Origin of the sequence: Geotalea uraniireducens (assembly GCF_027943965.1) — a bacterium.
Taxonomy (GTDB): Bacteria; Desulfobacterota; Desulfuromonadia; order Geobacterales; family Geobacteraceae; genus Geobacter; species Geobacter uraniireducens.
Genome location: NZ_AP027151.1, coordinates 1547008 through 1572150, shown reverse-complemented (window position 1 = coordinate 1572150; position 25143 = coordinate 1547008). Strand labels below are relative to the sequence as shown.

The window sequence follows — 25143 nt, the reverse complement described above, 5'->3', positions numbered from 1 at the left end:
GCCGCAGAAATATCATCGTTTCGCCCACCTCGCCGGCAGAGGGGCGTTACTTGGCAACGTCGAGCAGTTCCACCTCGAAGATCAGGGTGGCGTTCGGCGGGATCACCCCGCCGGCTCCGGCCGCACCGTAACCGAGCTGCGGCGGGACGATCAGCCGACGCTTGCCGCCAACCCGCATCGTCATCACCCCTTCGTCCCAGCCGGGGATCACTTCACCGGCACCGATGGTAAAGACAAAGGGCTCGCCACGGTCGACGGAACTGTCGAACTTAGTCCCGTTCTCCAGCCAGCCGGTGTAATGCACCTTGACCGCTTTGCCGGCAACCGGCTGCGCCCCCTTCCCGACAACCAGATCGACGTAGGAAAGCCCGGACGGGGTCGTCACTTCGTTCGCCTCCGTCGCCTGGGCAGGCGCCGACGTCGACTTGACTTCCTTGTCGGAACAGGCGGCAATAGCCAACCCTACGACCACCAAAAGCAGTACCAGCAACTTCTCTACCGATCTCACCTGTTCCTCCATACTCCGCCGCGGTCCGGACCACGGCCGGACGCAGCAGTATATTTCTCCGACACCGGCCGGCTATCCAGCTACTCCACCCAACTGCAGAATGTACGTCCACTCGGCACCTGTCACCGGCTGAACCGACAGTCGGCTTCGGTGCAGGAGCGCCATCCCGGCAAGCGCCGGATGCAGTTTCATCTCGGCGAGGGTCACCGGGCGCAACAACGGCCGGACGTAGCGAACATCAACCATGTACCAGCGGGGCTCCTCGCGACGGCTCTGCGGATCGAAGTGCTCGGCTGCCGGATCGAACGCCGTCCAGTCGGGATAGCCGCCGCGCACCACCTCGGCAAGCCCCACCACCGCCGGTTCGGCGATATTGCTGTGGTAAAACAGCACGCCATCGCCGACGGCAATTTCATCCCTGAGGAAATTCCGCGCCTGGAAATTGCGCACTCCGTCCCAATGCTCGGTTCCATCGGGACGACTCTGCAGGTCGGCGAAGGAGAAGCAGGAAGGTTCGGATTTGAACAACCAATAACGGCGGTCGCGAGGCACAAGATCAGCCGGGTTACGACAGCAGGTGGACAAACAGCCCGCTGCGCAGCTTCGGCTCGAACCAGGTCGATTTGGGCGGCATGATCTTATCGGCATCGGCCAGGCGGATCAGCTCTTCCATCGAGGTCGGATAGAGCGAGAACGCCACCCGGTAGTCGCCCCCTTTCACCAACCGTTCCAGCTCGTCGACGCCGCGAATGCCGCCAACGAAATGGATTCGCTGATCGGTGCGCGGATTACGAATCGCCAGGACCGGACTCAGCAGGTTATTCTGCAGGATCGAGACATCCAGCCGCGAAACCGGCTCCTGCTCGTCGAAGGTCCCCGCTTTGGCGGTCAACTGGTACCAGCGCCCCTCAAGAAACATCCCGAAGGTATGCCGCGTGATCGGCGCAAAATCCGCTTCGGCCGGGGTAATGGCGAAGCGCTCGCCGACCCGGGTCATGAACTCGGCGACCGACAGGCCGTTCAGGTCCTTGACCACCCGGTTGTAGGGAAGGATGTTCATTTCGCTGTCGGGAAAGATCACCGTCAGGAAGAAATTGTACTCCTCGGTGCCGTCATGCCGCGGATTCTGCCCCTTGCGCAGGTCGCGCACCCGGCCGGCAGCGGCACTGCGATGATGACCATCGGCGACATAAAGCGTCCCGATCGCGGCGAAACGGGTGGTCAGTTCCTCGATCAACTGCCGGTCATCGACCACCCACAGGGTATGGGACACCCCGTCGTCGGTGGTAAAGTCGTACGCGGGCGCGCCGGCGGCAACCCGGGCAACGATGGCGGTAATGGCCGGCTCGTTGCGGTAGGTGTAGAATACCGGCTCGTCGTTGGCATCGAGGTAATCGATGTGCCGGATCCGGTCCTCTTCCTTATCGGCCCTGGTCAGCTCGTGCTTCTTGATCAAACCGCTCTCGTAATCGTCGACCCCGGCGCAGACCACCAGGCCGGTCTGGACGAGCGCGCCCATCCGCTGCCGGTAGACGTAGTAGCACGCCTCCTGCTCCTGGACCAGCACCCCTTCGGCAACGAACCGGCGGAGGTTTTCCCGCCCCTGGAGATAGACCGCTTCGGCGTAAGGGTCAACATCGGACGCCAGGTCAATTTCCGGCCGTGACACATGGAGGAAGCTGTAGGGATTCCCCGTGGCCATCGCCCGGGCCTCGGCGACATTCATAACGTCATAGGGGAGCGCCGCCACCTTCTCGGCGAGGTTTCGCGGAGGGCGAAGCGCCCGGAACGGTCTGATCAATGCCATGCACTACCTCGTAAAAAAATCGCTTAGAAATACCGGCGGCCGCCCATGAAACGCTGGCTGAAATAGCTGTCGTCAAGGGACGACACCTTGATATCGTCGCCCCGTTTCGGCGCATGGACGAACCTGCCGTTCCCGACGTAAATACCGACATGGTTGATCGTGTCGGGGGAGGAACCGAAAAAGACCAGATCGCCGTCCTGCAACTGGCCGCGATCCACTGTATCGCCCACCCGGAACTGCTCCCGGGACGTCCGGGGGATATTGACGCCGCACAGATTATAGACGGCGCGGACAAAGCCGCTGCAATCCATCCCGTCGACAACCGTATCCCCCCCCCACCGATAGGGGATGCCGACAAACCGCTCGGCAGTCCGGGCAGCGATATAGCCCATGTCCCGGTCGTTCTTGACGACGCTGTCGTGGCTGGGGTGTGGCGCAGTGTCCGGGCGGGGCATGGCCGGGGCCGTTGTTTTACGGGATGCGGCGGACCGTTTTTCACCGTCGATATGTTGCGGCAGGGCGATGAAATACGAACCGATGATCCGGTCGGCAACCAGCTTCCGGGCAGTCCGGCTGGCCTCCTCCCGGGAGGGGAAATCGCCGAAGCGGACCGCATACAGGCCGTTATCGCGCTTGAAGTAGAACGCCTCCACTCCCCGCACCTGCAGTTTCGCCGTCAGGCGCTCCGCATTCCCCACCTCCGAAAATGCCCCAACCTGGATCGAATAACCGACCTGGGAGAGTCCGGCCCGGGTGGTCGCACAGCCTGTCGCCGCCGCCACGAGGGAAAGGAGGGCAAAAACCACGCAATGAACTGCCGAACGCGCCATCAGTCGATCGTATCCTTTACGTCCCGCCGTACCCCCATCAGATACGGCACGATGAAGTTTTCCAGTTCGCCGTCGAGCACCGCGTCGGGATTGCCGCTCTCCACCCCCGTCCGCAGGTCTTTGACCATCTTGTAGGGATGAAGGACATAGGAGCGGATCTGGCTACCCCAGCCGATATCCTTCTTTTCCCCCGCCAGTTCGGCCGCCTGGGACTCCCGCTCCTGCAGTTCCCGCTCATAGAGCTTGGCCCGGAGCATCCTCATGGCGGTCGCCTTGTTCATGTGCTGGCTCCGCTCGCACTGGCAGGCGACGACAATGCCGGTCGCCAGATGGGTGAGCCGGACCGCCGAATCGGTGGTATTGACGTGCTGGCCACCGGCACCGCTCGAGCGGTAGGTATCGATCCGCAGATCGGAATCGGCGATCTTGACTTCGATGTCGTCCTCGATCTCGGGGAACACGAACACCGAAGCGAAGGAGGTATGCCGCCGGGCGTTGCTGTCGAACGGCGAAATGCGCACCAGCCGGTGGATGCCGGCTTCGGCCTTAAGATAGCCGTAACTGTACTCACCGTCAACCGTAAAGGTTACCGATTTGACACCCGCCTCGTCACCGGCCTGATAGTCGGTGATCTCGGTTTTCCATCCCTTCCGTTCACAGTAGCGGAGGTACATCCGGAGCAGCATCTCCGCCCAGTCCTGGGCCTCCGTCCCGCCGGCGCCGGCATTGATGGAGAAAAAACAGGCATTCTTGTCGTGCGGCCCGGACAGCATCCGCTGGAACTCGGCCTTCGCCAGGTTCTCCTCTAGGGCATCGTTGAGCGCGTGGACCTCGGCGACCACCGTCTCGTCCCCCGCTTCCTCCCCGAGCTCGATCAGCGTCTTGACGTCCTCCATCTCCCGGACGAGCCGGTCCCAAAGCTCCACCAGCTTCTCCAGCCGGGTCCTCTCCCGGAGGACCTTCTGGGCCTCCTCGTTATCGTCCCAGAAACCGGGAACGGCGATCTTCGCCTCCAGTTCCTGAATGTCCTCCCGTTTCCGATCTATGTCAAAGAGACCCCCGAAGCTTGGCGATTCTCTCCCCGAAATTGTCGATCCGGGCAACTTCTTCTCTAAACATTGGCAACTCCTTGCATAGTGTTGTTAATGGTGCGCCGCGGCAACGCCCGGCTGCTAGTGGCTTTTTCGCTTCCGGAACGCCAGCAGGGCCACGACTCCGGAAGCCGCCAGGCAGAGCCCGGCAAACCAGTCGCCATGGCGGGTATAGAAGGTTCGGTCGGTTCCCAGCTTAACCTCGCCGGTCAGGACCGCCTCCTCGAAAATATGGGTCATCCCCCGAATATGCCCTTTGGTGTCGACAATGGCGGTTATGCCGGTATTGGCGGCCCGGACGAGCGGCACGCGATTTTCCACCGCTCGGAATACCGTCATCGACAGGTGCTGGTACGGCGCGGACGAGCGGCCAAACCAAGCGTCGTTGGTGATATTGACCAGCAAGCGGCTGCCGGCCCGGACATAGGCCCGCGACAGCTCGGGGAAGATCCCCTCGAAGCAGATCAGGATACCGATCGGCCCCTTGCCGGTCTCCAGCGAGGCAACTTTCGCCCCCGGCGAAAAGTCGCCGATGCCGGCGACCATCTTGTTGACGAAGGGAAGCAGCTTGGCCATCGGCACGTATTCGCCGAAGGGTACGAGGTGGATCTTGTCGCTCCGTCCCAGGACATCTCCCCACGGCGACAGGAGAAACGCGCTGTTCAGATATTTGGTGGCACCGTCTGCCCGGATGTAGGCGGGGCTGCCGATCACCGCACAGGTTTTCAGTTCCCGGGCCAGGTTGCGAATCCGGGCGGCATACTTTTCGTCGTCCTGGAAATAAAACGGCGCCGCACTCTCGGGCCAGACCAGCAAATCGGTCGGTCCCGTTGCGCAGGCCTGGCGCGACAGCCGCTCGTAAATGGCGACCGTCGCCTCCTGGAACGCCGGGTCCCACTTGAGGTTCTGATCGATATCCCCCTGTATCAGGGCGACCCGGAACGGGGTGCCGGTCTCGGGACGATTCAGCCGGTTGAAACCGTAGGCAACCGTGGCAACCAGCAATACGACGAGCAGCGCCGCGCTCTTCAGCGGATAGGGAGGTCGTTCCCGCCCGGCAAAGCCCCGGATGATCCGGTAAATCACCACATTTGTCAGGGCGATGAGAAAGCTCAACCCGTAGACGCCGGTAATGTCGGCGATCTGGATCAGCGGCAGGGTACGATACTGGGAATAGCCGAGGCTGGCCCACGGAAAGCCGGTGAGGACGAAGGCCCGCAGATACTCAAGGCCAACCCACAGCACCGGAAATGAGACGAGCAGCGAAATCCCCCGCTCCTCCCCTGCCCGGACCAGCCAGGCAATTGCCGCCGGATAAAGTGCCAGATAGGTCACCAGCATCGCATAGAGCGACAGGCTGATCGGCCAGGAAAGCTTGCCGTACAGGGTGACAACGATGTTGATCCAGTACAGAATGCCGCCGTAACCGACGAGTCCGGTCACCAGACCGAGCCGGAACGCCTGTCGGGGCGTCTTCTTGCCGCAGGCGAGCAGCAGCGGGACAAACGCCACCCAGGCGAAGGCCGAAAAGCCGGGGCTGGGGAAGGAGAGCGCCAAGAGCCCGCCGGCGATCGCCGCCAGCAGGTAGTCCCGCCGCGGGACGGCGGAAAAGTCCGGCATCCGAAACCGCTGGTAATCCACTACGCTTCAGCCTCCTCGGCGGCCGGCGACCGGCGGACGATCCGCACTTTCTTGATGGTCCGCTCGCTAGCCTCCAGCACGGTCATCCGCAGCTCCTCGCTCTCGATCTCTTCGCCGATCTGCGGAATCCTGCCGGTGAGATGAAAAATCAGCCCGGCCACCGTATCGAACTTGTCCCGCTCGATTTCGATGCCGAAGTGCTCCTCCAACTCCTCGATCGGCAACCGGGCATCGACCACCACCGAGCCGCCGGTCTCCTCGACGAGCCACTCCTCTTCGACATCGTATTCGTCCTGGATGTCACCGACGATCTGTTCGAGCAGGTCCTCGATGGTCACCAGCCCGGAGGTCCCACCATATTCGTCGATGACGATGGCGATATGGACCCGTTTCCGCTTGAACTCCTGGAGCAGTTCCTCGAGATTCTTGGTTTCCGGGATGAAATAGGGGGGGCGCATGATCCGGCGCAGGGTGATCGTCGCATCGCCGATCCCCCAGTACTTGAGCAGGTCCTTGGCGTAGATGAGGCCGACGATATTGTCGACCGTGCCGTCGTAGACCGGAATGCGCGAATGCCCGCAGCCGATAATGGTGTTGAGCACCTGGCCGACAGAGGCATCGGCCGGCACGCTGGCCATGTCGGTCCGCGGCACCATGATCTCCCGGACCACGGTATCGCGCAGCTCGAAGATGGAGCGGATCATCTCGTTTTCTTCCTGGTTGATCAGCCCTTCTTCTTCGCTGGCATCGATGATTTCCTGGATTTCCTCCTCGGTGATCCGTTTTCTTCCCGAGAGAAACCGGTTGAACATTTCGATCAGTCCGCTCCCTTTCCTACCTGGGCCTTCTTCCAAGGCTTTCCCCCTCTTGATGTTTTTCGGCTTTTTATTCCGTCGGGCAGATGCCCCCGGTATAGTCTGGTCAATTCAGCAGCCGGAACAGCAACATGACGGCGATGGTGATCGCCGTGCCGGTCAAGGCGCCAAGCACCACTTCCCGGGGGGAATGGATGCGGAGCAGCAGCCGCGAATGGCTTACCATCACCGCCAGACAGATGGTCAGGATCGAGATCAGCGGATCCCGGGTTGTCAGCGACACGATGGTGGCGATCGAAAAGGCGACCGCCGCGTGACCGCTCGGCAGGCCCCCCTCCAGCGGTGTTCCCTTGCCGGAGATGGATTTCAGGATCACCACCACGATCACCACCATCAGGAGCGCCACTACCGTTCCCATCTCCGTCGGGCTTCCTATCATGTCGAGCAGTTCCTTGTAAACGGGAAAAATATACTGCGAAAGGATCAGGTAGCCCATTACGGCGGCGCCGATCGCTGCAACCAGCACGCCCCCGGCCGCCACGTCCTTGGCAATCTTCGCCAGCGGATGATAATCCGGCGAAACCAGGTCGACAACTACTTCGATCGAGGTATTCATCAGCTCGGCGAACAAGACGAAGGCAACGGAGATCGCCAGCAGGGTGAACTCCAGCGCCGAAACCCGCAGGAAGAGAACCGCAACCAGCAGCACCAGGGCGGCGAGAAAATGGCGGCGCATGTGCCGCTGCGTCCGCGACGCGTACAGAATTCCCTCAATGGCGCAGTTGACCGAATCGATGAACCGGGTCGGCTTCTCCGGAGCCCCTGCCCTGCCCGCGCCGGGATTGCCACATCCCGCGCCGCTATCGGGCATTTCGGCATCAGACAAGCGCTTCATCCTCCAGCAGGGCGAAAAGTTCCCGCTCTTTCGCCTCCATCCGGCGGGCCTCCGCTTCTCCGCTCCGCTCGTGGTCATAACCGGTAATGTGAAGCACGCCGTGGATCACCAGGAAACAAAGCCGATGCCAGAAGGGAAGCCCCCCTTCTTCCGCCTCGCGGGCCGTCGTATCCGCCGAGATGATCACATCGCCGAGCAGTTCGGGATTGACCCCGCCAAACTCCCCCTCGTTCATGGCAAAGGAAATGACATTGGTCGGCCGGTCCTTCCCCAGGTACTCGCGGTTGACGCGCCGGATGCCGCGGTCGCCGGTAATCACCAGCGACAGCTCGCTATCGGGATATCCCAAGGCGCTTAAGATCCTCTCCGCTACCTTTCTTAGGGCCTTCGTCGGGACCGGGTGGCGCCTTTGCCGGTTCGTTATCGCTACTTTCACTGACTTTTTTGCCTCCAGGCTGTTTTTCCTTTTCCTTGTAGGCCGGTTCCGGATAGTCGATCCGATGGTGATAGATTCCGGCCAGTATCTGGTTGAAGCTCTTGGCGATTTCGTGGAGGTTGTGCAGGGTCAGCTCGCACTCGTCCAGTTGGCCGTCGATAAACACGTTATTGATGATCTTCTGCACCATCCCCTGAATCCGGGACGGCGTCGGATCGGTAAGGGTCCGGGACGCCGCTTCGACGCAGTCGGCCAGCATCACCAACCCCGCTTCCCTGGTCTGGGGCTTCGGGCCCGGGTAACGGAAATCGCGATCGTCCAGGGCCTGGCCTTCAGCGGTGCAGTTCTGGGCTTTCTGGTAGAAAAACTTGATCAGCGCCGTACCGTGCGACTGACGGATAATATCGATGATCGACCGGCCGAGGCGGTGTTCCCGGGCGAGCTCCACCCCTTCCTTGACGTGGGAGATCAGGATCAGGGCGCTCATGTTCGGCGACAGCTTATCATGACGGTTCTCACCGCCGCCGACGTTTTCGATAAAATACTGCGGCTTGCTGATCTTGCCGATATCGTGGTAATAGGCCGCCACCCGCGCCAGAAGCGGATTGGCGTTGATCGCCTCGGCGGCGGCTTCCACCAGATTGCCGACCAGCACGCTGTGATGATAGGTACCGGGAGCGCGGATCATCAGTTCCCGAAGGATCGGCGAATTGAGGTTAGAAAGTTCGAGCAGCTTGATATCGGTAGTATAGTGGAAAACCGTTTCGATCATCGGGATGATCCCGATAACAATGGCCGCACAGACGATCCCCCCGACCAGGGCAAAGGCGGCGCAGTAGAACGTCTGCATCGAGAGAAAACTCTCGTTCATCGTCTGGAACGACAGCGCCATGGCGAAATTGACCACACTTACCTTGAGGCCGGCGGTATAGATCCGGCCGCGGTCCTTGCAGTGCCGGACGCCGTGGGCGCCAACCACCCCGCCGAGCAGGGCGTAAATGACCACGAAGAGGCTGTTGCCGAACATCACTCCGAGCAGCGGTGCGGTAATGGCGGCATAGACCATCGCCACTTCGGAATTGAGGATGATCCGGATGATCATCGGCCCCACAGCGAAGGGGAAGATGTAGAAATAGTCGTTGGTATCGATGGCGGGGAACGGGGTCCCCATCGCCGCGGAAACGGCCAGGGCGATCTTGTGCAGCACGAAGACGCCGATCGTGATCAGCGAAACGAGCAGCAGGTCCTTGGTACTCGGATTGAATTTGCGGATATTCTTGCGCGCAAACCGGTAAGGGAAGTAGAACAGCACCAGGATCAAGCCGAACAGGCCGAAACTGGAGAAAAAATTATTGATGCCGTGACGGGCGGCGAAGATCATCTCCAGTTTCTGCGCCTGGTCCTCCGTCACCCGCTCGCCAACCCGGACAATCATCTCGCCCCGCTTCACTTGGAGCAGCACCGGCCGGACATCGTCCCGGGCCCGCTTGACTGCCCGGTCGGTCAAATCGCGGTTGAAGACCAGTGTCGGCCGGACCGCCTTCACGACCAACTCCTTGAGAGTGGCTATCTCGTGGGCCGGGATCCCGTTGACGACAACTTTCAGCGTCCTGATCTTCGCCGCCACGTCGGCGGGATCGAGCGGCGAAACGGTCAAATCGTTCATCTCGAGCGGATTGCCGGTAGCAGAGTCAACAATGGTGATGCCATGGGCGCTATCGGCATCGAAGGTGCGCTTGTCGGCAACGATTTTCTGCCCGGCAAACCGTTCGGCCAAGAGCCGTACCTGATCGAAGAAATTGCTATCCGCGCCGAGATGCATCAGGACGGCGACTTCCGTCGGCGAAAGCTCGTCGCCGAAAATGCCCTTCAGGGCAGCGCCGATCGGCCGGTCCGGCGGGGCAGTGCCGGTCGCTGACTCCTTGAGCAGGGAGAGCGCCTGTTGAAACCGCCCCACCACCTCTTCAACTCCCCGGCTGTCGAAGCTGTAAACGTACGGCACTGCAACTTCAGCCTCTTTACGCTTCTTTTCGGTGAGGCCCCGGTCTTCGAGCAGGTAATCCTGAGTAGCCCGGATATCGGAGGAAGCGATGTCGCCGGTCTTGTAATGGACGGAACGGAATTCCTGGCGGGGAAGAATGAACAGGGTCAGCAACAGGGCGGTAAGGAGCAGCAGGATGCGGCGATTTCTCACCTCATGACGCGAACTGGAAAATCGCTCGAGGAGATTGTCCAGCATGCGCCCGAGGGGAAGGGCCAGGGAGCCCCGTGAATCCTGATCAGTTTTGCCGCTTGGGGAGGGCATGATTGAGTCTGTTTATTCCTGGTTCGACGGGCCAATCCGGCGCGCGTCGGCGTCTCTCGCAATTCTGAAAATTTTACTATAGCTTTCATATTTACACGCTGTCAACTTATTCGCACGATGCCGGTCAATCAGCCCCCGGCCGGGAGGGGCGGGAAATTAAAGGTATTCCCATTTTTGCCCGGGTCTGTTATATATCTTCGCTGTTTCGGTGCAACGGCGCACCGGTGCTAACATTGCGTGAAAGGGGGCAGAAATGAGCGAAATTACCGATATTTACGCCAGGGAAATCCTGGATTCCCGGGGTAACCCGACCCTTGAGGTCGAGGTGTTCCTCGAGTCCGGAGCCATGGGAAGAGCGGCCGTTCCCTCCGGGGCGTCCACCGGCGAGCGCGAAGCGCTCGAGTTGCGGGACGGGGACAAGGGGCGCTACCTGGGCAAGGGAGTTCTCAAGGCGGTCGATAACGTGAACAACATCATTGCCGAGCAGATTATCGGCATGGAGGCCACCGACCAGGTCGGCGTCGATCAGAAGATGCTCGACCTGGACGGGACCGAATACAAGAGCAACCTCGGTGCCAACGCCATCCTCGGCGTCTCGCTGGCCGTCGCCAAAGCGGCTGCCGAAGAGATCGGCCTCCCCCTCTACCAGTATATCGGCGGCTGCAATGCCAAGGAACTCCCCCTGCCGATGATGAATATCCTCAACGGCGGCGCCCACGCCGACAACAACGTCGATATCCAGGAATTCATGATCATGCCGGCCGGCGCGAAGAGCTTCTCGGAAGCGCTGCGGATGGGCGCCGAAATCTTCCATGCCCTGAAAGCCGTCCTCAAAGGGAAGGGCTACAACACCGCCGTCGGCGACGAAGGCGGCTTCGCCCCGAACCTCAAGTCGAACGAAGAGGCCCTTGAAGTTATCATGGAGGCGATCGCCAAGGCCGGCTACCGGCCGGGCGAAGACGTGCTCCTGGCCCTGGATGTCGCCTCCTCGGAGCTCTTCAAGGATGGCAAATACCTCCTGGAGAACGAGGCCCAGCCGGAAAAGACCGCCGACCAGATGGTCGACTTCTACGAGAACCTGGTGAACAAGTACCCGATCGTTTCCATCGAGGACGGGATGGCGGAGAACGATTGGGACGGCTGGAAAAAGCTTACCGAGCGGCTTGGCAAGCGAATCCAGCTGGTCGGCGACGACCTGTTCGTCACCAATACCAAGATTCTCAAGGAAGGGATCGCCAAAGGGGTCGCCAACTCGATCCTGATCAAGCTGAACCAGATCGGCAGCCTCACCGAAACCCTCGATGCGATCGAAACGGCCAAGCGGGCCGGTTATACCACCGTCATCTCGCACCGTTCCGGAGAGACCGAGGACACGACCCTGGCCGATCTTGCCGTAGCGGTCAACGCCGGGCAGATCAAGACCGGCTCCCTCTGCCGCACCGACCGGGTCGCCAAGTACAACCAGCTGCTGCGAATTGAGGATGAACTCGGCAGCACCGCCATCTTTGGCGGGTCGGGGGTGTTTTACAACCTGAAGAAGTAGGTCCGCGCCCGGGCTAAACCGCCCGGAACGCATTCAGCGCCAACGGGGGAGCTGCAGCCGCAGCTCCCCCGTTTTTTTCATTTTGGGAAATTTGTTATACTGTTACCGGGCTGCCGGCCGGCATGGCGCAGGCGGACCGGGGGGACGGGCCGAGGAGGATTCATGCGTTATTCACCGCTGTTGACCGACTTTTATGAACTAACCATGCTCGCGGGCTACCTGGAAGAAGGGATGACCGACGAACCGGCCGTCTTCGACCTGTTCTTCCGCCACAACCCGTTCAATGGCGGTTACACGATTTTCGCCGGGCTCGCTTCCGCCCTCGACTATCTGGAAAATCTCCAGTTCTCCGAGGACGAACTCGAATATCTCCAGGGCCTCGGCATATTCCGCCCACGGTTCATCGACTTTCTCCGCGGCTTCCGGTTCACCGGTACGATCACGGCTGTGCCGGAAGGAACAGCCGTCTTTGCCCATGAGCCGCTGGTAACAGTCGAAGCGCCGCTCGCCCAGGCCCAACTGGTCGAGACGGCGCTGCTCAATATCCTCAATTTCCAGACCCTGGTCGCCACCAAGGCGGCCCGGGTCAATCACGCGGCCGCCGGCGCCACCGTCCTCGAATTCGGTCTGCGCCGCGCCCAGGGCCCCGATGGAGGACTGAGCGTTGCCCGGGCCGCTTACGTGGGCGGGGTGCGGAGCACGAGCAACGTGCTCGCCGGGAAACTTCTCGGGATACCGGTCAAGGGAACCCACGCCCATAGCTGGATCATGGCCTTCCCCGACGAACTGACCGCTTTCCGCAAATACGCCGAGGTCTTCCCCGCTGAATGCGTCCTGCTCGTCGACACCTACGACACCCTGAAGAGCGGCATCCCCAACGCCATCACCGTAGCCCGCGAACTGCGTGAACAGGGGTATGAGCTATTGGGAATCAGAATCGATTCCGGCGACCTCGCCTACCTCAGCCGCGAAGCCCGGCGGATGTTCGATGCAGCGGGCTTTCCGGCGGTAAAGGTCGTCGCCTCCAACGAGCTGGACGAACTGGTGATCGAATCGATCCGCAGCGAAGGAGGCCAAGTCGACATATACGGCGTCGGCACCAAGCTTGCCACCTGCTCGGGCGAGGGGGGGGGCGCACTGGGGGGAGTCTACAAACTGGTGCGGATCGGCGACCGGCCGAAACTAAAGGTGACCAGCGACGTGGCCAAAGCCACCCTCCCCGACCGCAAGCGCCTGTTGCGGGCGGTAGCGTCCGACGGCTCGTTCATCCAGGACATCATCTGCCTCGCCGGTGAGGAGATTGCGCCGGGGGACACCGTCTACGACCCGACCAATCCGCTCCAGCATGTCACCATCGCCCCGAACGCCCGCCTCATCGAACTGCGGGATGTTGTCATGGAAGGGGGGCGTAAAACTGCCGTGCCAGCTCACAGTCTTGACGAACTGGCCGACCGTTCCGTCGCCCAGCTGGCCCACCTCCCCCAGGGGTGCCTCCGTTTCATCAATCCGCATAAATACAAGGTTTCCATCAGCCGGGGCCTCAATGAGCTGCGACAACGGCTGATGGAAGAAGCACAAACGACAAACCGCTGAAGGAGATTCGGCCATGCATAACGCTTTCGCCCTGATCATCGTCGACGTGCAGAACGATTTCTGCCCCGGCGGCAGTCTGGCCGTACCGGACGGAGATGCGGTCGTCCCGGTACTCAACCGGTACATCGACTTGTTCCACCGGCTGGGAGCCCCGGTTTTTTCCTCCCGCGATTGGCACCCCGCTGTCACCGCTCATTTCCGGGATTTCGGCGGCATCTGGCCCGTCCACTGCATTCAGCATTCCGATGGAGCCCGTTTTCACGGGGGGTTGCAGCTGCCCGCCGAAGCCATCGTCCTGTCAAAGGGAATGGACCCGAGCCGCGACGACTATTCGGCATTCCAGGCGATGACGGAACAGGGCGAGCCCCTGACGGCAGCACTGGAGAAGCGCGGCATCACCAGAATCTACGTTGGCGGCCTCGCCACCGATTACTGCGTCAAGGAAACGGTTCTCGAAGGGTTGCATTACGGTTTGTCGGTGACGCTCCTGGAAGACGCCGTCCGCGGGGTCGACCTCGCGCCGGGCGACTCGAACAAGGCAATCGAGCAGATGGTCGCGGCCGGAGCGGCGCGGGCCACGTATGCCCAGGTCGAGAGCAACCTGGCGCCGTAGACCTGCCCCCCCCACCCGGGAGATGAGTGATCACCCACATTCCTTTTGACTTTTCCCGGTGAAAGCGCTAGATTTGCGCATTTAAAGGAACTATCAGCGTGAACGAGGGAATGTCGACCATGGTCAGAACCAGCAACCTGAAAATCAAGAGCATCACCCCCATCATCGCCCCGGCGGACCTGCGGCAAGTGTTTCCCCAGTCGGAAGAGGGTGCGGAGTTCGTCAACGCCAGCCGGACTCACGTCAAGAACATTCTTCGCGGGAAAGACCCCCGGCTGATGGTTGTGGTAGGCCCCTGTTCGATCCACGACCCGGCCTCAGCTCTCGACTATGCCGGCCGGCTGGCCAGGCTGGCCAATGAACTATCCAACCAGCTCTTCATCGTGATGCGGGTCTACTTCGAAAAACCCCGGACCACCATCGGTTGGAAAGGATTGATCAACGATCCGGATATGAACGGCACCCACCAGATTTCCAAAGGGCTCGGCATTGCCCGACGGATTCTCTCCGAAATCACCGAACAGCTCCTTCCGATCGCCACCGAGATGCTCGATCCGATTACGCCGGACTACCTGGCCGATTTCATCTCCTGGGGTGCGATCGGCGCCCGCACCACTGAATCCCAGACCCATCGGGAGATGGCCAGCGGCCTCTCCTTCCCGATCGGTTTCAAGAACGGCACCGACGGCAACCTGCAGATCGCCATCGACGCCATGAATTCGGCGCTTCATTCGCACAGTTTCCTCGGCATCAACCGGGAGGGCAAGAGCTCCATTATCCAGACCACCGGCAACCCCGACGTCCATATCGTGCTCCGGGGAGGAAAAAAACCCAACTACTTCCCCGAAGACATCAAGAAATCCGAAGAACTGCTGGAGAAAGGCGGCCTGTTCCCAACCATCATGGTCGACTGCAGCCATGGCAACTCGGAAAAACGTCACGAGAAACAACCGGAGGTCCTCCAGTCGGTCGTCGACCAGATCGTGGCCGGCAATCGTTCCATTTCCGGCGTCATGATCGAAAGCTTCCTCGAAGAGGGAAACCAGCCGATCCCCAAGGACCTCTCGCAGTTGAAATACGGCGTCTCCATCACCGACAAATGCATCGACTGGCCGACAACGGAACTGATTCTCCGCGAGGCCCACGACCGGCTCAAAGCGTGTGGCGGCCGGCCGCTCCACACCTGATCACGGCTTTTCCCCCGCATATAAAAAAAGCCCCGCCTAAGCGGGGCTTTTTTTATATGCGGGCAACCGGTCCGGAATAACTAGCGGGGAAGAAAATAGTTGGCGTGATCATGACACGTCGTACAGGTGGTGCCAAGTTTGTGGTTATGGACGCCACTGGGATTGTTGCGATGGAAGGCCGTCAGAGTGTGGCAGGTTTCGCAGACGCCGTCGTAATAGGGGGCGCCCTGGATGAATGAAGTCCGGTTTTCGAAGATGACGTTGCGTATGCCGCTGTTGGGCGTGGCGATCAACGCCAGCCCCGACTCATCCTGCACGGTGCCGGTCAGTTTGATATTGGTCCCCCCCAACCAGTTCGGCAGGTTGTCGTGGGGATCGTGGCAATCGCGGCAGCTCTGCCGGAAGGTCGGCGCCGTCGTGCTGTCAGTATGAATGTCGGCCTTGAGGGACGAGATGCCGGCCGGTCCGTGGCAGGTCAAGCAGAGCGTCTCAACGACGTCGCTGTTCAGCAGGGTCTCGCCGGCCGCGTTATGGATCGCATGGCAGTAAGCGCAGTTGTGGGAGGGAAGGAGCGCCTCCGCCCGGTCCGCCGTCACGAGTCCCGGCAGAGCTGTAAAGAAGAATATGCCGACGCCCGGGAATAGTGCCCGCCAACGTTTCATAGCGCCCCCCCGTAGAACCGTTCGATCCGTCCCGAACGGTTGTTGGTGACGAGCAGATCTGCCCCGTCGCCGTCAATGATCACATCGAGGGGAAGCTGCAATTCGCCGGGCGCGGTGCCGAAACTGCCGATCGTCTTCACCAGGGCGCCGCTCTGAAGATCGAGCACCAGCACTTGCCCCAACAGACTATCGACCAGGTAAAGATGGCCCCGGCCGTCCAGGGCCATCCCCTGCGGCCGGGAAAAGAGGGAGATGGAACCAAGCATGCCGCTGTTCACCGTCCCGGGGATGAGCCGCCGGAAAGCGCCGGCATAATCGTAAACCATCACCCGCGGGGCGATGCCGGCCTCCGGGGAGCCGAAGTCGCTCACCAGCACCTGTTGTCCCGCTTCATCCAGCACGATGCCGGTCGGTCGATACAGCCGGTTGTCCGCCGCCGGCCCACCAATGAAGCGGAGGATGTTCCCCGCGCCGTCATAGACGCGGACCAGTCGCGCGGCGCTGTCGACCACAAACACCGCCCCGCTTCCGGCATCTACCGCCAGGTCACTGGGGACCGCCCCCGTCTCACCGAAACGGGTCAACAGTTTCCCCCCCTCATTATAGACCTCTACCAACCCGGTCGTTTCGTTGCCGACATAGAGACGTCCCGCTGCCCAACCGACCGCCAACGGCCGACCTGTCACCGCAAGCCGCCGTCTGACTGCCAGGGAGCGGTCATCAATCACCAGCACCGCTTTCTGTCGATAGTCGGAAACGAGCAGCGTTCCCTTGCCGGCAACCGCGAGTCTGACGGGTGAAACCAAACGATCTCCGCTGCCAGCGGCGGCAACGGCTGCCTGCAGCACCATTCCCAAAACCAATCCTACCCCAACCGTACGTCCCATCGCCCTCCCCCTGTAAATCGATATATCGGAGAAGAGTCAAAGACCGTGCCGTTGGGCGGGCTGGCGTCAACTTGTGAAGATTACACGTCGTACCGTGGCCGGTCGGCCACCAGCCGCGTCCCGACAAGTGCAAAATATGCAGCAACAGTGTTTTTTTTGCACCGACCGACACAACGTCGCAAAAAGAAAGGGCCACATAATGCGGCCCCTTGGTGATCATCTCGACATGGCGGTGCCAATGCACCGACCGCCATCGTTCTCGTGGTAATTTTTCCGTGCCGGCAAAACCACCCTGACCACGGTACGACTCGTCCCCCAACGCTCCCGGACCGACTGGCAGGCGTTGGCGTTCGCCTCAGATGCCGCAGCCGCAGCCACGCTGGCATTTCGCTCCTGGCATGTGCAACGCCTTAATGAACGTGGCTTCGGTGGCGGTGCGCACCAGTTCGACAACCTCGGCCGGAACCGCGGAATCAAGGGAAAGAATAACCATCGCCTCGCCCTTTTCCTCCCGCCGGCCCAGGTTCATCGAGGCGATATTGATGTCGTGCTCGCCCATGATGGTGCCGATTTTGCCGATCATCCCCGGCCGGTCGCTGTAGTTGAGAAGCAGCATGTGTTCGGCAGGAGCGAAGTCCATCGAGTAGTCCCGGAGGCGGACGATTCGCGGCGCCCCTTCGAAGAGGGTGCCGGAAACCGTGCGCCGCTTCCCGCCCTGCCCTTCAATGATCAGGGTGATCAGGTTGGAGAAGGCATCGGTCTGGGTACTCTTGGTTTCCTCGACGGCAATCCCCATCCCCTCCGCTACCAGCGTGGCGTTAACCATATTGACGTCCTGGTCGACCCGCCGGTTGAGGAGCGCCGACAGCCCGCAGACGGTCAGCGGCGAGCAGTCGTAATGGGCGATATTGCCAGCATAACCGAAGGTCACTTTTTCCAGGTTGGCGTCGACCAGTTGGATGCCGAAATCGCACATAATGCTCATCAGGTTGAGGAACGGCCGCATCTGGTCCATCAGTGCCATGTCGAAGCGGGGAATATTGACGGCATTTTCCAGCGGCTGATCGTCCAGGTAATGGAGGATCTCCTTGGAAACGTCCACCGCCACGTTCACCTGGGCCTCAAACGTATTGGCCCCGAGGTGCGGCGTCACAACCAGCCGCTCCTGGGCGATCAGCTCGGTCAGGACCTCGGTCCGGGGCGGTTCCTGACTGAAGACATCGACGGCGGCGCCATAGACCTTATTGCTCTTCAATGCCGCCAGCAGCGCCGCTTCGTTGATGATCCCTCCCCGGGCGGCGTTGATCAGAATCACCCCATCCTTCATCAGCGCAATCTCCCGCTCGCCGATCATGTTGCGGGTTTCGTCGTTCAACGGGGTATGGAGAGTGATGATATCGCAATTTTTGTAGACTTCCTCGTGGGAAACCAGCTTGACCCCCAGGTCGTGGGCCCGTTTGACGGAAATGTACGGGTCACAGGCAAGGACCTCGCATTCGAAGGCTTTCAGGCGGGTCGCCACCCGGCCGCCGACCTTGCCGAGGCCGATGACCCCCGCCGTTTTCCCCTTCAGCTCGACGCCGGTAAACGGGGCACGCTTCCATTCCCCCCCCTTGAGACTCGCGTTAGCCTTGGTGACATTGCGGCAGAACGACAAAAGGAGGGCCATGGCGTGCTCCGCCGCGCTGTTGGTGTTGCCGAACGGGGCGTTAACCACGATCACTCCGCGGGAGCTGGCATAATCCACATCGACATTGTCGATCCCGACACCGGCGCGGGCAACCATGCGCAGTTTTTTCCCAGCATCGAGCAGGTCCTTGTCGACGGTGGTGCCGCTTCGGGTGATGATAACGTCATATTCGCCGATGATCGCCAGCAATTCGTCCTTTTTCAGCCCCAGCTTCACATCGATCTCGACCCGCGGATCCTGGGCCAAAAGCGCCAGGCCTTCCTGGGCCACCTCGTCGGTAACGATGACTTTCATTGTTGCTCCCTTGTCAGAGTGAATTTTCCGGATTTATGCCCGCATGAACCCCGCGGTGGGAATAAAATGCCTTGTCGGAACGAACGGAAGCGATAATAATAGACCCGCCGTGCGAAAAATGCAAGGCCAGCGACCCCCGGCGTCCGGTATACACACCGGCCGTCTCAGGAAAGAACCATGCCCCACGAAAAACCGTTCCACATCGTCCTCGTCGAACCGGAAATCCCGCCGAATACCGGCAATATCGCCCGTCTCTGCGGCGCCACCGGCACCGTCCTGCATCTGGTGGGAAAACTCGGCTTCTCCACCGACGACCGGCAACTGAAGCGGGCCGGACTCGACTACTGGAGCGAGGTGGAAATCCGCTATTGGGACGACCTCGCCGCCCTGCAACAGAGCTACCCCGACAGCCGTTTCATCTACACAAGCAAAAAAGGGGATAAGACGCACATTCAGGCAGGATTCCGGGAAGGGGACTTCATCGTCTTCGGCAAGGAAACTCAGGGACTGCCCGAGGAACTGCTCCGGGCGAACAGGGAGAACACGATCCGGATTCCGATCTTCGGCAAGGTTCGTAGTCTCAATCTCTCCACCGCTGCCGGCATCGTCCTCTACGAGGCACTGCGCCAGATCGGCAGACTCGACTAGGAGTGACGTTCGGCTGCGGTTTCTCCCCCGGCGCCAACGCCACCGCTAGCCGGCCACTCCGCCGAACCGTCGGGCATACGTCCGCACCGCCGCCACCGCCTGCCGCACCTCGGCGCTGTCCGGCAAGGTTGCCGCCAGCCGCTCCAGGTAATGGCGCTCGATCAGCAGCCGGCTCGATTCCCCGAAGTTCAGATCGTAGACCCACGACAACTGGAGCAGCGTGAAGTCGTTGAGTGTTCGCAACGCCGTCAGGTTCACCAGCTCCCCCCGACTAACCGCATCGATCACCGCCGCCGAACATTCCGGCAGATCGGCAAAGCCAAGCCCCACCGCCGATGGCCGCTCCCCGGCCGGCAGGTCGAAATACTCGCAAAAGACCCGCCAGATATCGAGCTTGTCGGCATCACGGATCAGTTTGAGGTGAAGGAGGCTCCGTTCGTCAAGAGCATCCGGCAGGCGGAAGACATTATGCAGCGCCACCGCTTTGCCGATCAGCAGCCGCTCTTCCGGGGAAAGAGGTTCGAGCACCCGCTGCTCGGTCAGGATACGCGCACCGAGGGTCGCATGGTTGAGGGAGGCGGCGTCCTTGAAGGTCTTGTACCGGCGATACTGCTCGAAGCGGCCGAGATCGTGGAACAGGGCAACCGCCGCCGCCAGCAGCCGGTCGTCTTCCGGCAGGGCAAGAGCAACGGCCAGCCGCTCCATGATGGCGCAGACCTGGTAGGTATGCATCTCTTTGAGGCGGATATTGCGATTGTCCGCCTCATCGGCACTGTAGAAGGAGCGGCAATAGTCGGCGAACCACGCCCTGAAGCTGTCCAGACGGCTCGGTTCCATAACGCGCCCGGTCAGCCCCGCTTGGCGCCGCGCAGCAGTTCGAGGTAACGGCGGAGCAGATTGGCGACGTAGCTACAGGCGAAGACGATCAAAAGCACGTTCATGGCCAGTTTCCAGGCCGGCTCGGCGGCCTTTGCCGCCCCAAAGAGAGTTGTGCCTTGGGAATCGCAGTAAAGATACCAGCCGCTCGCCAGGAGGCCGATGACGGCGCCGACGGTCACGAAGGGGCGTTTAAGGGGGGAGTTTTCCCTGCGGTAAAGTTTCATGGGCTCGATACGGCAGGAGGGGACGTCGCCGCCCCCTCCTGTCATCCTCCGTTGAACTTAATCGTCGAAATTGCCGGATGGACCTTTGTCGCCAGCAAGTTGTTTCGCCCGCTCGAGGATATGCTCCTTGGTCCAGTACGCCGGGTCCTCAAGGAGGCTCCCTTTCGGCCCCACATCGGCCGAATTGGCATTGAGGATCGCCGCAAGCGCCAACGGTGCGGTGTCGGCGGCATTGAGCACCTCGGTCATCATTTTGTAGGCGAACGCCTCGACCCGGGCGGCCATCCGCTCGCGGATCTCCCGCGGCTGGGCCAGCAGCTTGTTCTCGAAGGGGAGGTTGAGGTTCTTGTAGTCGCCCTTTTTCCATCCCTTCTCGGTGGCATAGGCGACCATCTCGGCCCATAGCTCTTCGCTCATCCCCTCGCCCGGCACCTTGATGAAATTGCCGGCGGCATCCAGCTGGGCATTGCCGTAATCGTTGACTTCCAGCCCCCAGGAGATCATCTGCAGCGCCGTAGCAACGTTGGCCTTGGTGGTGGCCGTCTTGCCGGCAATCTCGCGCAACCGCTCGGAACTATTGCCGGAAGTGCCATGCTGAGCGCCGTTCACCTTGTAGGGCATAAGAGCATGGTGAATCTCGGCGGTCAGACCGACCTGGATGCCGGCATCGGACGCCTCAAGCCCGTGAGTGGTACCGTTATTGAGGGCGATCCAGTCGGGGAAGATTTCATAGGCATTGAGCCCCTGGATCAGGAATTTCGCCTCGTCGACGGTTGAGAGCCCCTGGTTGCCCTTGATTTCCCCTACTTCTGTCTCCAGGCCGGCCCATTTCGGGATAAAGGGGTTGATTGCCAGGTTGGCCAGCAGGTTCTGGTCGTCGGGGAGATGGGAGGCATCGATGGCAATTGAGGTGATCCCCGCCTCGAACATCGTCGGGATCTCCACCTTGGCGGCGGCAAGGTCCTTGTCGCCCTTGATCCCATAATGATCGGCGTGGATGGCGACCGGCACGGTAATGCCGAGTTCGTTGCAGAGCGCGTCGACGATCCGCGCCATATTCCAGTAATTGACGGCACAGTATGCCTTCTGTCCCCCCTCGGACTTGGCGATCTCGATGATAACCGGGCAATTGGCCCGTTGTGCCGCCTGTAGCACGCCCCGGACGACAAAGTAGTTCCGGCCGTTGGCGGCCATGGCGATGGCTTTCCCCTTGGCGAGCATGGCCCGGTCGATCACTTTGCCGCTAACGATCAACGCCTTCGAGTTGGGGAACAGCTGCTGGATGTTGGGGGGACGGCCAACCTGGAGGGCCTTTTCGAAATCGGCTGAGTACTGTGCAGTCATTGCATCCTCCTTTAGTCGAAGTGAAATTATTTGAGTAGACAAAAATTTTTCCATTATTACCATGTAACCCTCGGCAAAGCAAGTCGGAAGGGGAACGTCCGTCACCGCCAGTCTTGCATTCGGACGCTATCCGGTCGTATAATGAAATGCTTTGCAAGGAGAAGAGTGTGATCAAAACCGTCCCTTTCAGCCCCGCCCTCGTCGACAGCCACCTGATTGTCGACGTGCGCACCCCGCTTGAGTACGAAGAAGACCATATCCCCGGCGCAATCAACGTTCCCCTGCTCACCAACGAGGAGCGGGTCGAGATCGGCACCCTCTACAAGCAGACCGGGCCCCACGAGGCCCGCCGTCGCGGTCTGGAGTTGACTGCCCCCCGCTTTCCGCAACTGGTCGAGACGATCGCCGCCGCCGCGGCCGGGCGGCCGATTCTCGTCTACTGCTGGCGCGGCGGCCTCAGAAGCAAGACCGTCGTCTCCATTCTCGACCTTACCGGTCATTACGCCCTCCAACTCGAAGGGGGATACAAATCGTTCCGCAACGCAGTGGTTTCCTTTTTCAGCCCCTTTTCACCCCCCGCCCCGCTGGTGGTGCTCCACGGCATGACCGGGATCGGCAAAACCACCTTCATTCTCGGCCTGGCCGAACAAGGGTTTTCCGTGATCGACCTGGAAGGGCTCGCCTGTCATCGGGGCTCGGCCTTCGGCGAGCTGGGTCTCAAACAGCAGCTTTCCCAGAAGCGGTTCGAGACCCTGCTCTGGAATGCCTTTCGCCTGCTGCCGGCAACCAGCCCGATCATCCTCGAAGGAGAAAGCCGCCGGATCGGCAAGATGTCGCTACCGGGCAATCTCTACGAAACGATGGCCAACAGCGTGAAAATCTGGTGCGAGGCATCGCTCGCCACACGCGTTGCCCGGCTGATCGAAGAGTACGGCCGGCCGGAATATCGCGCCGGGATGGTGGAAGCGCTGGGCCGGATCAGGAAAAAACTGGGGGACAAGGGGGGAGAAATCGGCGGCTACCTGGAGCGATGGGAACTGGAGCCGTTCATGGAGGGGCTGATCCACCACTATTACGACAAGCTTTATTACAAGACCCGGGAGTGGGCCCCTGAAACAACCATCACCCTGGAAGATTTTGCCGACGCCACCCGTCAGCTGACGCAGTTTCTCGCGAGGTACTTCCCGGCAGCCGGTTCCGTTCCCGGGCCGCCGCATGCCGCCTAGGAAAAATCCGTGAGCAGCCTCCATTGGCACAATCTACTGCGCTCGATTCTCCTGGTGACCGGGATGATGGCGCTCTTATTGGCTCTCGGCTGGCTCTTCGCCGGAATTTACGGCATGATCTGGGTACTGCTGGTCGGCGTTATCCCGCTGGTAGTCAGTGTTCGGGTTTTCCCCACCCTCATCCTCAGGATGTACCGGGCCCGCCCCATTACCGCCGAGGAGGCTCCGCAACTCCATCGAAGCGTCCGGCAGCTTGCTGCACAGGCCGATCTTGCCAGGCTACCCCAGCTCTACTACATCCCGAGCGCTGCCCCCCTCATCTTCTCGGTCGGCCAGGGAGATAACGCCGCCATTGCCGTGGCGGACGGACTATTGCGACTGCTCACCTACCGGGAACTGGTGGGAGTGCTGGGCCACGAGCTGAGCCATATCCGCAACAGCGATACCTGGGTAATGAGCCTGGCCGACGTCATGAGCCGGGTAACCCGCATGCTGTCGCTGTTCGGTCAGCTCCTGGTACTCGTCAACCTTCCGCTCTTCCTCCTGGGGCAGAATTCGCTCCCCTGGATTCCCCTGCTGCTGATGATGCTCGCTCCGACGGCTAGCGCCCTGCTCCAGCTATCCCTTTCCCGGACCCGCGAATACGAGGCCGACCTTGACGGCTCGCGGATTTCCGGCGACCCGGCCGGTCTTGCGGCCGCCCTGGCGAAGCTGGAAGACTACCAGCAGCGACTCCTCGCCCAGAGCCGGATGCTCGGCAAGGGACAACTACAACCGTCGCTGCTCCGCACCCATCCCCTCACTGGCGAGCGGATCGAACGCCTCCGGACGCTCGAGGCGCAGCTGCAGCCGCCGGGCGCTCGATTGATCTGCCCCGACGATGGCGGCCCCTGCTTTCCCGCCGCCGAGGCGATACGCCGGAAGCCTCGCCGGCATTTCACAGGGTTGTGGCATTGACGGTGTAGAAGGCGCTCAAAAGACCGAGCACCAGTGCGGCGATGGTTGCCAGGATGCAGAATCCGGCAAGGAACCGGTGAAAAAGATTTTCGCGCCGCTTTTCGCTGTAGCCGAGTGCCAAGCCGATCAGGACCCCGCCGACAATGCCGCCGCCGTGCCCCCAGTTATTGATTCCCGGAACGATCAGCCCGAAGAGAAACAACCCGACCACCCAGCCTCCGACCTCGCGAAAAACTGCTTGTCCATATACCCCCCCCCGGCTTTTGCCATAGTAGAGCATGGCGCCGATCAGGGCGCAGATGGCCGCCGAAGCGCCGATGGTATAGCCCACGCCGGCCCAGTAGGACACCAGGTAGCCGATGACGCCGCCGATCGTGTAGATCGAGAACATCCGCCACGGCCCATACTCCCGGGCGACCAGCGGGGCAATCTGGCGCAGCGCCATCATGTTGAAGAGGATATGAAAAATTCCGCCATGGAGGTAATTGGCGGTAAGAAGGGTCCAGAGACGATCGTAACGGTCGATCGGCACAACCCCTGTGGAGCCGAGGATCAACAGGCTGTATTCGTCGGGTGAAAGCGCGGAAAGCAGCCCGTAGCCATGTCCGGGAAGCCCGCGACTGATAACCAGCGAGATCACGTACATGATCACGTTGACGGTAATAATCGCCGAAATGAGCCAGTCGGCATTGCCGGCGGCCCGGGTGAACGGGTTGTTTTTCAACCACGAACCGGGACGTTTGGTCCCGCAGTAGGGGCAAAGCGGTTCATCGCGACTGATAAGTCGGTGGCAGTTGGGACAAAGGAGCGAGCGACGCTCGGTTTCGGTCATGGAAAGTCCTCTCAGCAGGGATTGAACCGCCGGGCCTCGATGCTGCTCATGGAGCGCTGGCCGTCACCGGTGAGCGTATCCTACCGTGGAACGGGCAACACTGCAAGCGATGGCAGCCATCCCTGAAAAGCGCATCGGACGAATCGGCTTTAAACGCCCGCCCCATGCGACTTGGCGGCGGCAGCCTTTTTGACAGCTTGCCGACAAAGGAGTATTATAATTACAAAAGATGTTCT

Annotated in this window: 24 protein-coding genes; 7 read left to right on the top strand and 17 right to left on the bottom strand. The window is 61.0% G+C overall.

Features of this window, described 5'->3' with window-relative positions; translation table 11 throughout:
- Positions 1-46: 46 nt before the first annotated feature.
- The 10 genes from QMN23_RS07375 to QMN23_RS07330 form a co-directional block, all read right to left on the bottom strand.
- Positions 47-508 (bottom strand): FKBP-type peptidyl-prolyl cis-trans isomerase, encoded by a 462-nt coding sequence (locus QMN23_RS07375; protein WP_282003035.1) that lies wholly within the window; start codon positions 506-508, stop codon positions 47-49.
- A gap of 72 nt (positions 509-580) precedes the next feature.
- A complete protein-coding gene (locus QMN23_RS07370; protein WP_282003033.1) occupies positions 581-1060 on the bottom strand; it encodes an EVE domain-containing protein in 480 nt (159 codons plus the stop codon).
- 13 nt (positions 1061-1073) lie between these two features.
- A complete protein-coding gene (locus QMN23_RS07365) occupies positions 1074-2315 on the bottom strand; it encodes a DUF1015 domain-containing protein (RefSeq protein WP_282003031.1) in 1242 nt (413 codons plus the stop codon).
- Between the two features lie 23 nt (positions 2316-2338).
- Positions 2339-3145 carry a C40 family peptidase gene (locus tag QMN23_RS07360; protein ID WP_282003030.1) on the bottom strand — a complete coding sequence of 269 codons (807 nt, stop codon included), beginning with the start codon at positions 3143-3145 and terminating at the stop codon, positions 2339-2341.
- Positions 3145-4264 (bottom strand): peptide chain release factor 2 gene (gene prfB / locus QMN23_RS07355; protein WP_282003029.1). Its coding sequence is split into 2 segments (ribosomal slippage): positions 3145-4194 and positions 4196-4264, totalling 1119 coding nucleotides; the frame shifts between segments, so codons are not numbered across the junction. Before prfB ends, QMN23_RS07360 begins: the two co-directional genes overlap by 1 nt.
- A 53-nt stretch (positions 4265-4317) precedes the next feature.
- Positions 4318-5877: an apolipoprotein N-acyltransferase gene (gene lnt / locus QMN23_RS07350; protein ID WP_282003028.1), complete on the bottom strand. Its 1560-nt coding sequence runs from the start codon at positions 5875-5877 to the stop codon at positions 4318-4320.
- Positions 5877-6731, bottom strand: a complete 855-nt coding sequence (locus QMN23_RS07345; RefSeq protein ID WP_282003027.1) for a hemolysin family protein — start codon at positions 6729-6731, stop codon at positions 5877-5879. Before QMN23_RS07345 ends, lnt begins: the two co-directional genes overlap by 1 nt.
- Positions 6732-6798: 67 nt before the next feature.
- Complete coding sequence (locus QMN23_RS07340; protein ID WP_282003835.1) at positions 6799-7563, bottom strand: diacylglycerol kinase; 765 nt, start codon at positions 7561-7563, stop codon at positions 6799-6801.
- A 7-nt stretch (positions 7564-7570) separates the two neighbouring features.
- Positions 7571-8023: an rRNA maturation RNase YbeY gene (ybeY, locus tag QMN23_RS07335; RefSeq protein WP_282003026.1), complete on the bottom strand. Its 453-nt coding sequence runs from the start codon at positions 8021-8023 to the stop codon at positions 7571-7573.
- Positions 7920-10328, bottom strand: a complete 2409-nt coding sequence (locus QMN23_RS07330) for an HD family phosphohydrolase (protein ID WP_282003024.1) — start codon at positions 10326-10328, stop codon at positions 7920-7922. The genes ybeY and QMN23_RS07330 overlap by 104 nt, the downstream gene beginning before the upstream one ends.
- 253 nt (positions 10329-10581) lie before the next feature.
- On the opposite strand from QMN23_RS07330, the gene eno reads away from it, so the two are divergent.
- From eno to QMN23_RS07310, 4 genes are all read left to right on the top strand, one after another.
- Positions 10582-11871, top strand: a complete 1290-nt coding sequence (gene eno / locus QMN23_RS07325; protein ID WP_282003022.1) for a phosphopyruvate hydratase — start codon at positions 10582-10584, stop codon at positions 11869-11871.
- 162 nt (positions 11872-12033) lie between these two features.
- Positions 12034-13464 carry a nicotinate phosphoribosyltransferase gene (locus tag QMN23_RS07320; RefSeq protein ID WP_282003020.1) on the top strand — a complete coding sequence of 477 codons (1431 nt, stop codon included), beginning with the start codon at positions 12034-12036 and terminating at the stop codon, positions 13462-13464.
- 13 nt (positions 13465-13477) lie between these two features.
- On the top strand, positions 13478-14077 hold the full coding sequence (pncA, locus tag QMN23_RS07315) for a bifunctional nicotinamidase/pyrazinamidase (RefSeq protein ID WP_282003018.1): 600 nt from the start codon (positions 13478-13480) through the stop codon (positions 14075-14077).
- Between the two features lie 119 nt (positions 14078-14196).
- Positions 14197-15264 (top strand): 3-deoxy-7-phosphoheptulonate synthase, encoded by a 1068-nt coding sequence (locus QMN23_RS07310; RefSeq protein WP_282003833.1) that lies wholly within the window; start codon positions 14197-14199, stop codon positions 15262-15264.
- Between the two features lie 80 nt (positions 15265-15344).
- Here QMN23_RS07310 and QMN23_RS07305 read toward each other — a convergent pair whose 3' ends face one another.
- From QMN23_RS07305 to serA, 3 genes are all read right to left on the bottom strand, one after another.
- Positions 15345-15926 carry a cytochrome c3 family protein gene (locus QMN23_RS07305; protein WP_282003016.1) on the bottom strand — a complete coding sequence of 194 codons (582 nt, stop codon included), beginning with the start codon at positions 15924-15926 and terminating at the stop codon, positions 15345-15347.
- A complete protein-coding gene (locus QMN23_RS07300; protein ID WP_282003014.1) occupies positions 15923-16813 on the bottom strand; it encodes a hypothetical protein in 891 nt (296 codons plus the stop codon). The genes QMN23_RS07305 and QMN23_RS07300 overlap by 4 nt, the downstream gene beginning before the upstream one ends.
- 355 nt (positions 16814-17168) lie before the next feature.
- Positions 17169-18797: a phosphoglycerate dehydrogenase gene (gene serA, locus QMN23_RS07295; RefSeq protein WP_282003012.1), complete on the bottom strand. Its 1629-nt coding sequence runs from the start codon at positions 18795-18797 to the stop codon at positions 17169-17171.
- Between the two features lie 177 nt (positions 18798-18974).
- Between serA and QMN23_RS07290 the strand changes: the two genes are divergently transcribed.
- Positions 18975-19445 carry a tRNA (cytidine(34)-2'-O)-methyltransferase gene (locus QMN23_RS07290; RefSeq protein WP_282003011.1) on the top strand — a complete coding sequence of 157 codons (471 nt, stop codon included), beginning with the start codon at positions 18975-18977 and terminating at the stop codon, positions 19443-19445.
- A 45-nt stretch (positions 19446-19490) separates the two neighbouring features.
- Here the strand turns inward: QMN23_RS07290 and QMN23_RS07285 are convergent, their stop codons facing one another.
- The 3 genes from QMN23_RS07285 to QMN23_RS07275 are packed head-to-tail and all read right to left on the bottom strand — an operon-like array spanning position 19491 to position 21892.
- On the bottom strand, positions 19491-20282 hold the full coding sequence (locus tag QMN23_RS07285) for an HD domain-containing protein (protein ID WP_282003009.1): 792 nt from the start codon (positions 20280-20282) through the stop codon (positions 19491-19493).
- A gap of 11 nt (positions 20283-20293) precedes the next feature.
- Positions 20294-20548 (bottom strand): hypothetical protein, encoded by a 255-nt coding sequence (locus tag QMN23_RS07280; protein WP_282003007.1) that lies wholly within the window; start codon positions 20546-20548, stop codon positions 20294-20296.
- A 57-nt stretch (positions 20549-20605) separates the two neighbouring features.
- Positions 20606-21892: a class II fructose-bisphosphate aldolase gene (locus tag QMN23_RS07275; RefSeq protein WP_282003005.1), complete on the bottom strand. Its 1287-nt coding sequence runs from the start codon at positions 21890-21892 to the stop codon at positions 20606-20608.
- Between the two features lie 167 nt (positions 21893-22059).
- Here QMN23_RS07275 and mnmH point away from each other — a divergent pair, with 167 nt between their 5' ends.
- Complete coding sequence (mnmH, locus tag QMN23_RS07270) at positions 22060-23118, top strand: tRNA 2-selenouridine(34) synthase MnmH (protein ID WP_282003003.1); 1059 nt, start codon at positions 22060-22062, stop codon at positions 23116-23118.
- A 9-nt stretch (positions 23119-23127) separates the two neighbouring features.
- Positions 23128-24075 carry a zinc metalloprotease HtpX gene (locus QMN23_RS07265; protein WP_282003002.1) on the top strand — a complete coding sequence of 316 codons (948 nt, stop codon included), beginning with the start codon at positions 23128-23130 and terminating at the stop codon, positions 24073-24075.
- On the opposite strand, the gene QMN23_RS07260 is transcribed toward QMN23_RS07265, so the two are convergent.
- Positions 24056-24907 carry a rhomboid family intramembrane serine protease gene (locus tag QMN23_RS07260; protein WP_282003000.1) on the bottom strand — a complete coding sequence of 284 codons (852 nt, stop codon included), beginning with the start codon at positions 24905-24907 and terminating at the stop codon, positions 24056-24058. The two genes, QMN23_RS07265 and QMN23_RS07260, sit on opposite strands and share 20 nt — an antisense overlap.
- Between the last annotated feature and the right edge of the window lie 236 nt (positions 24908-25143).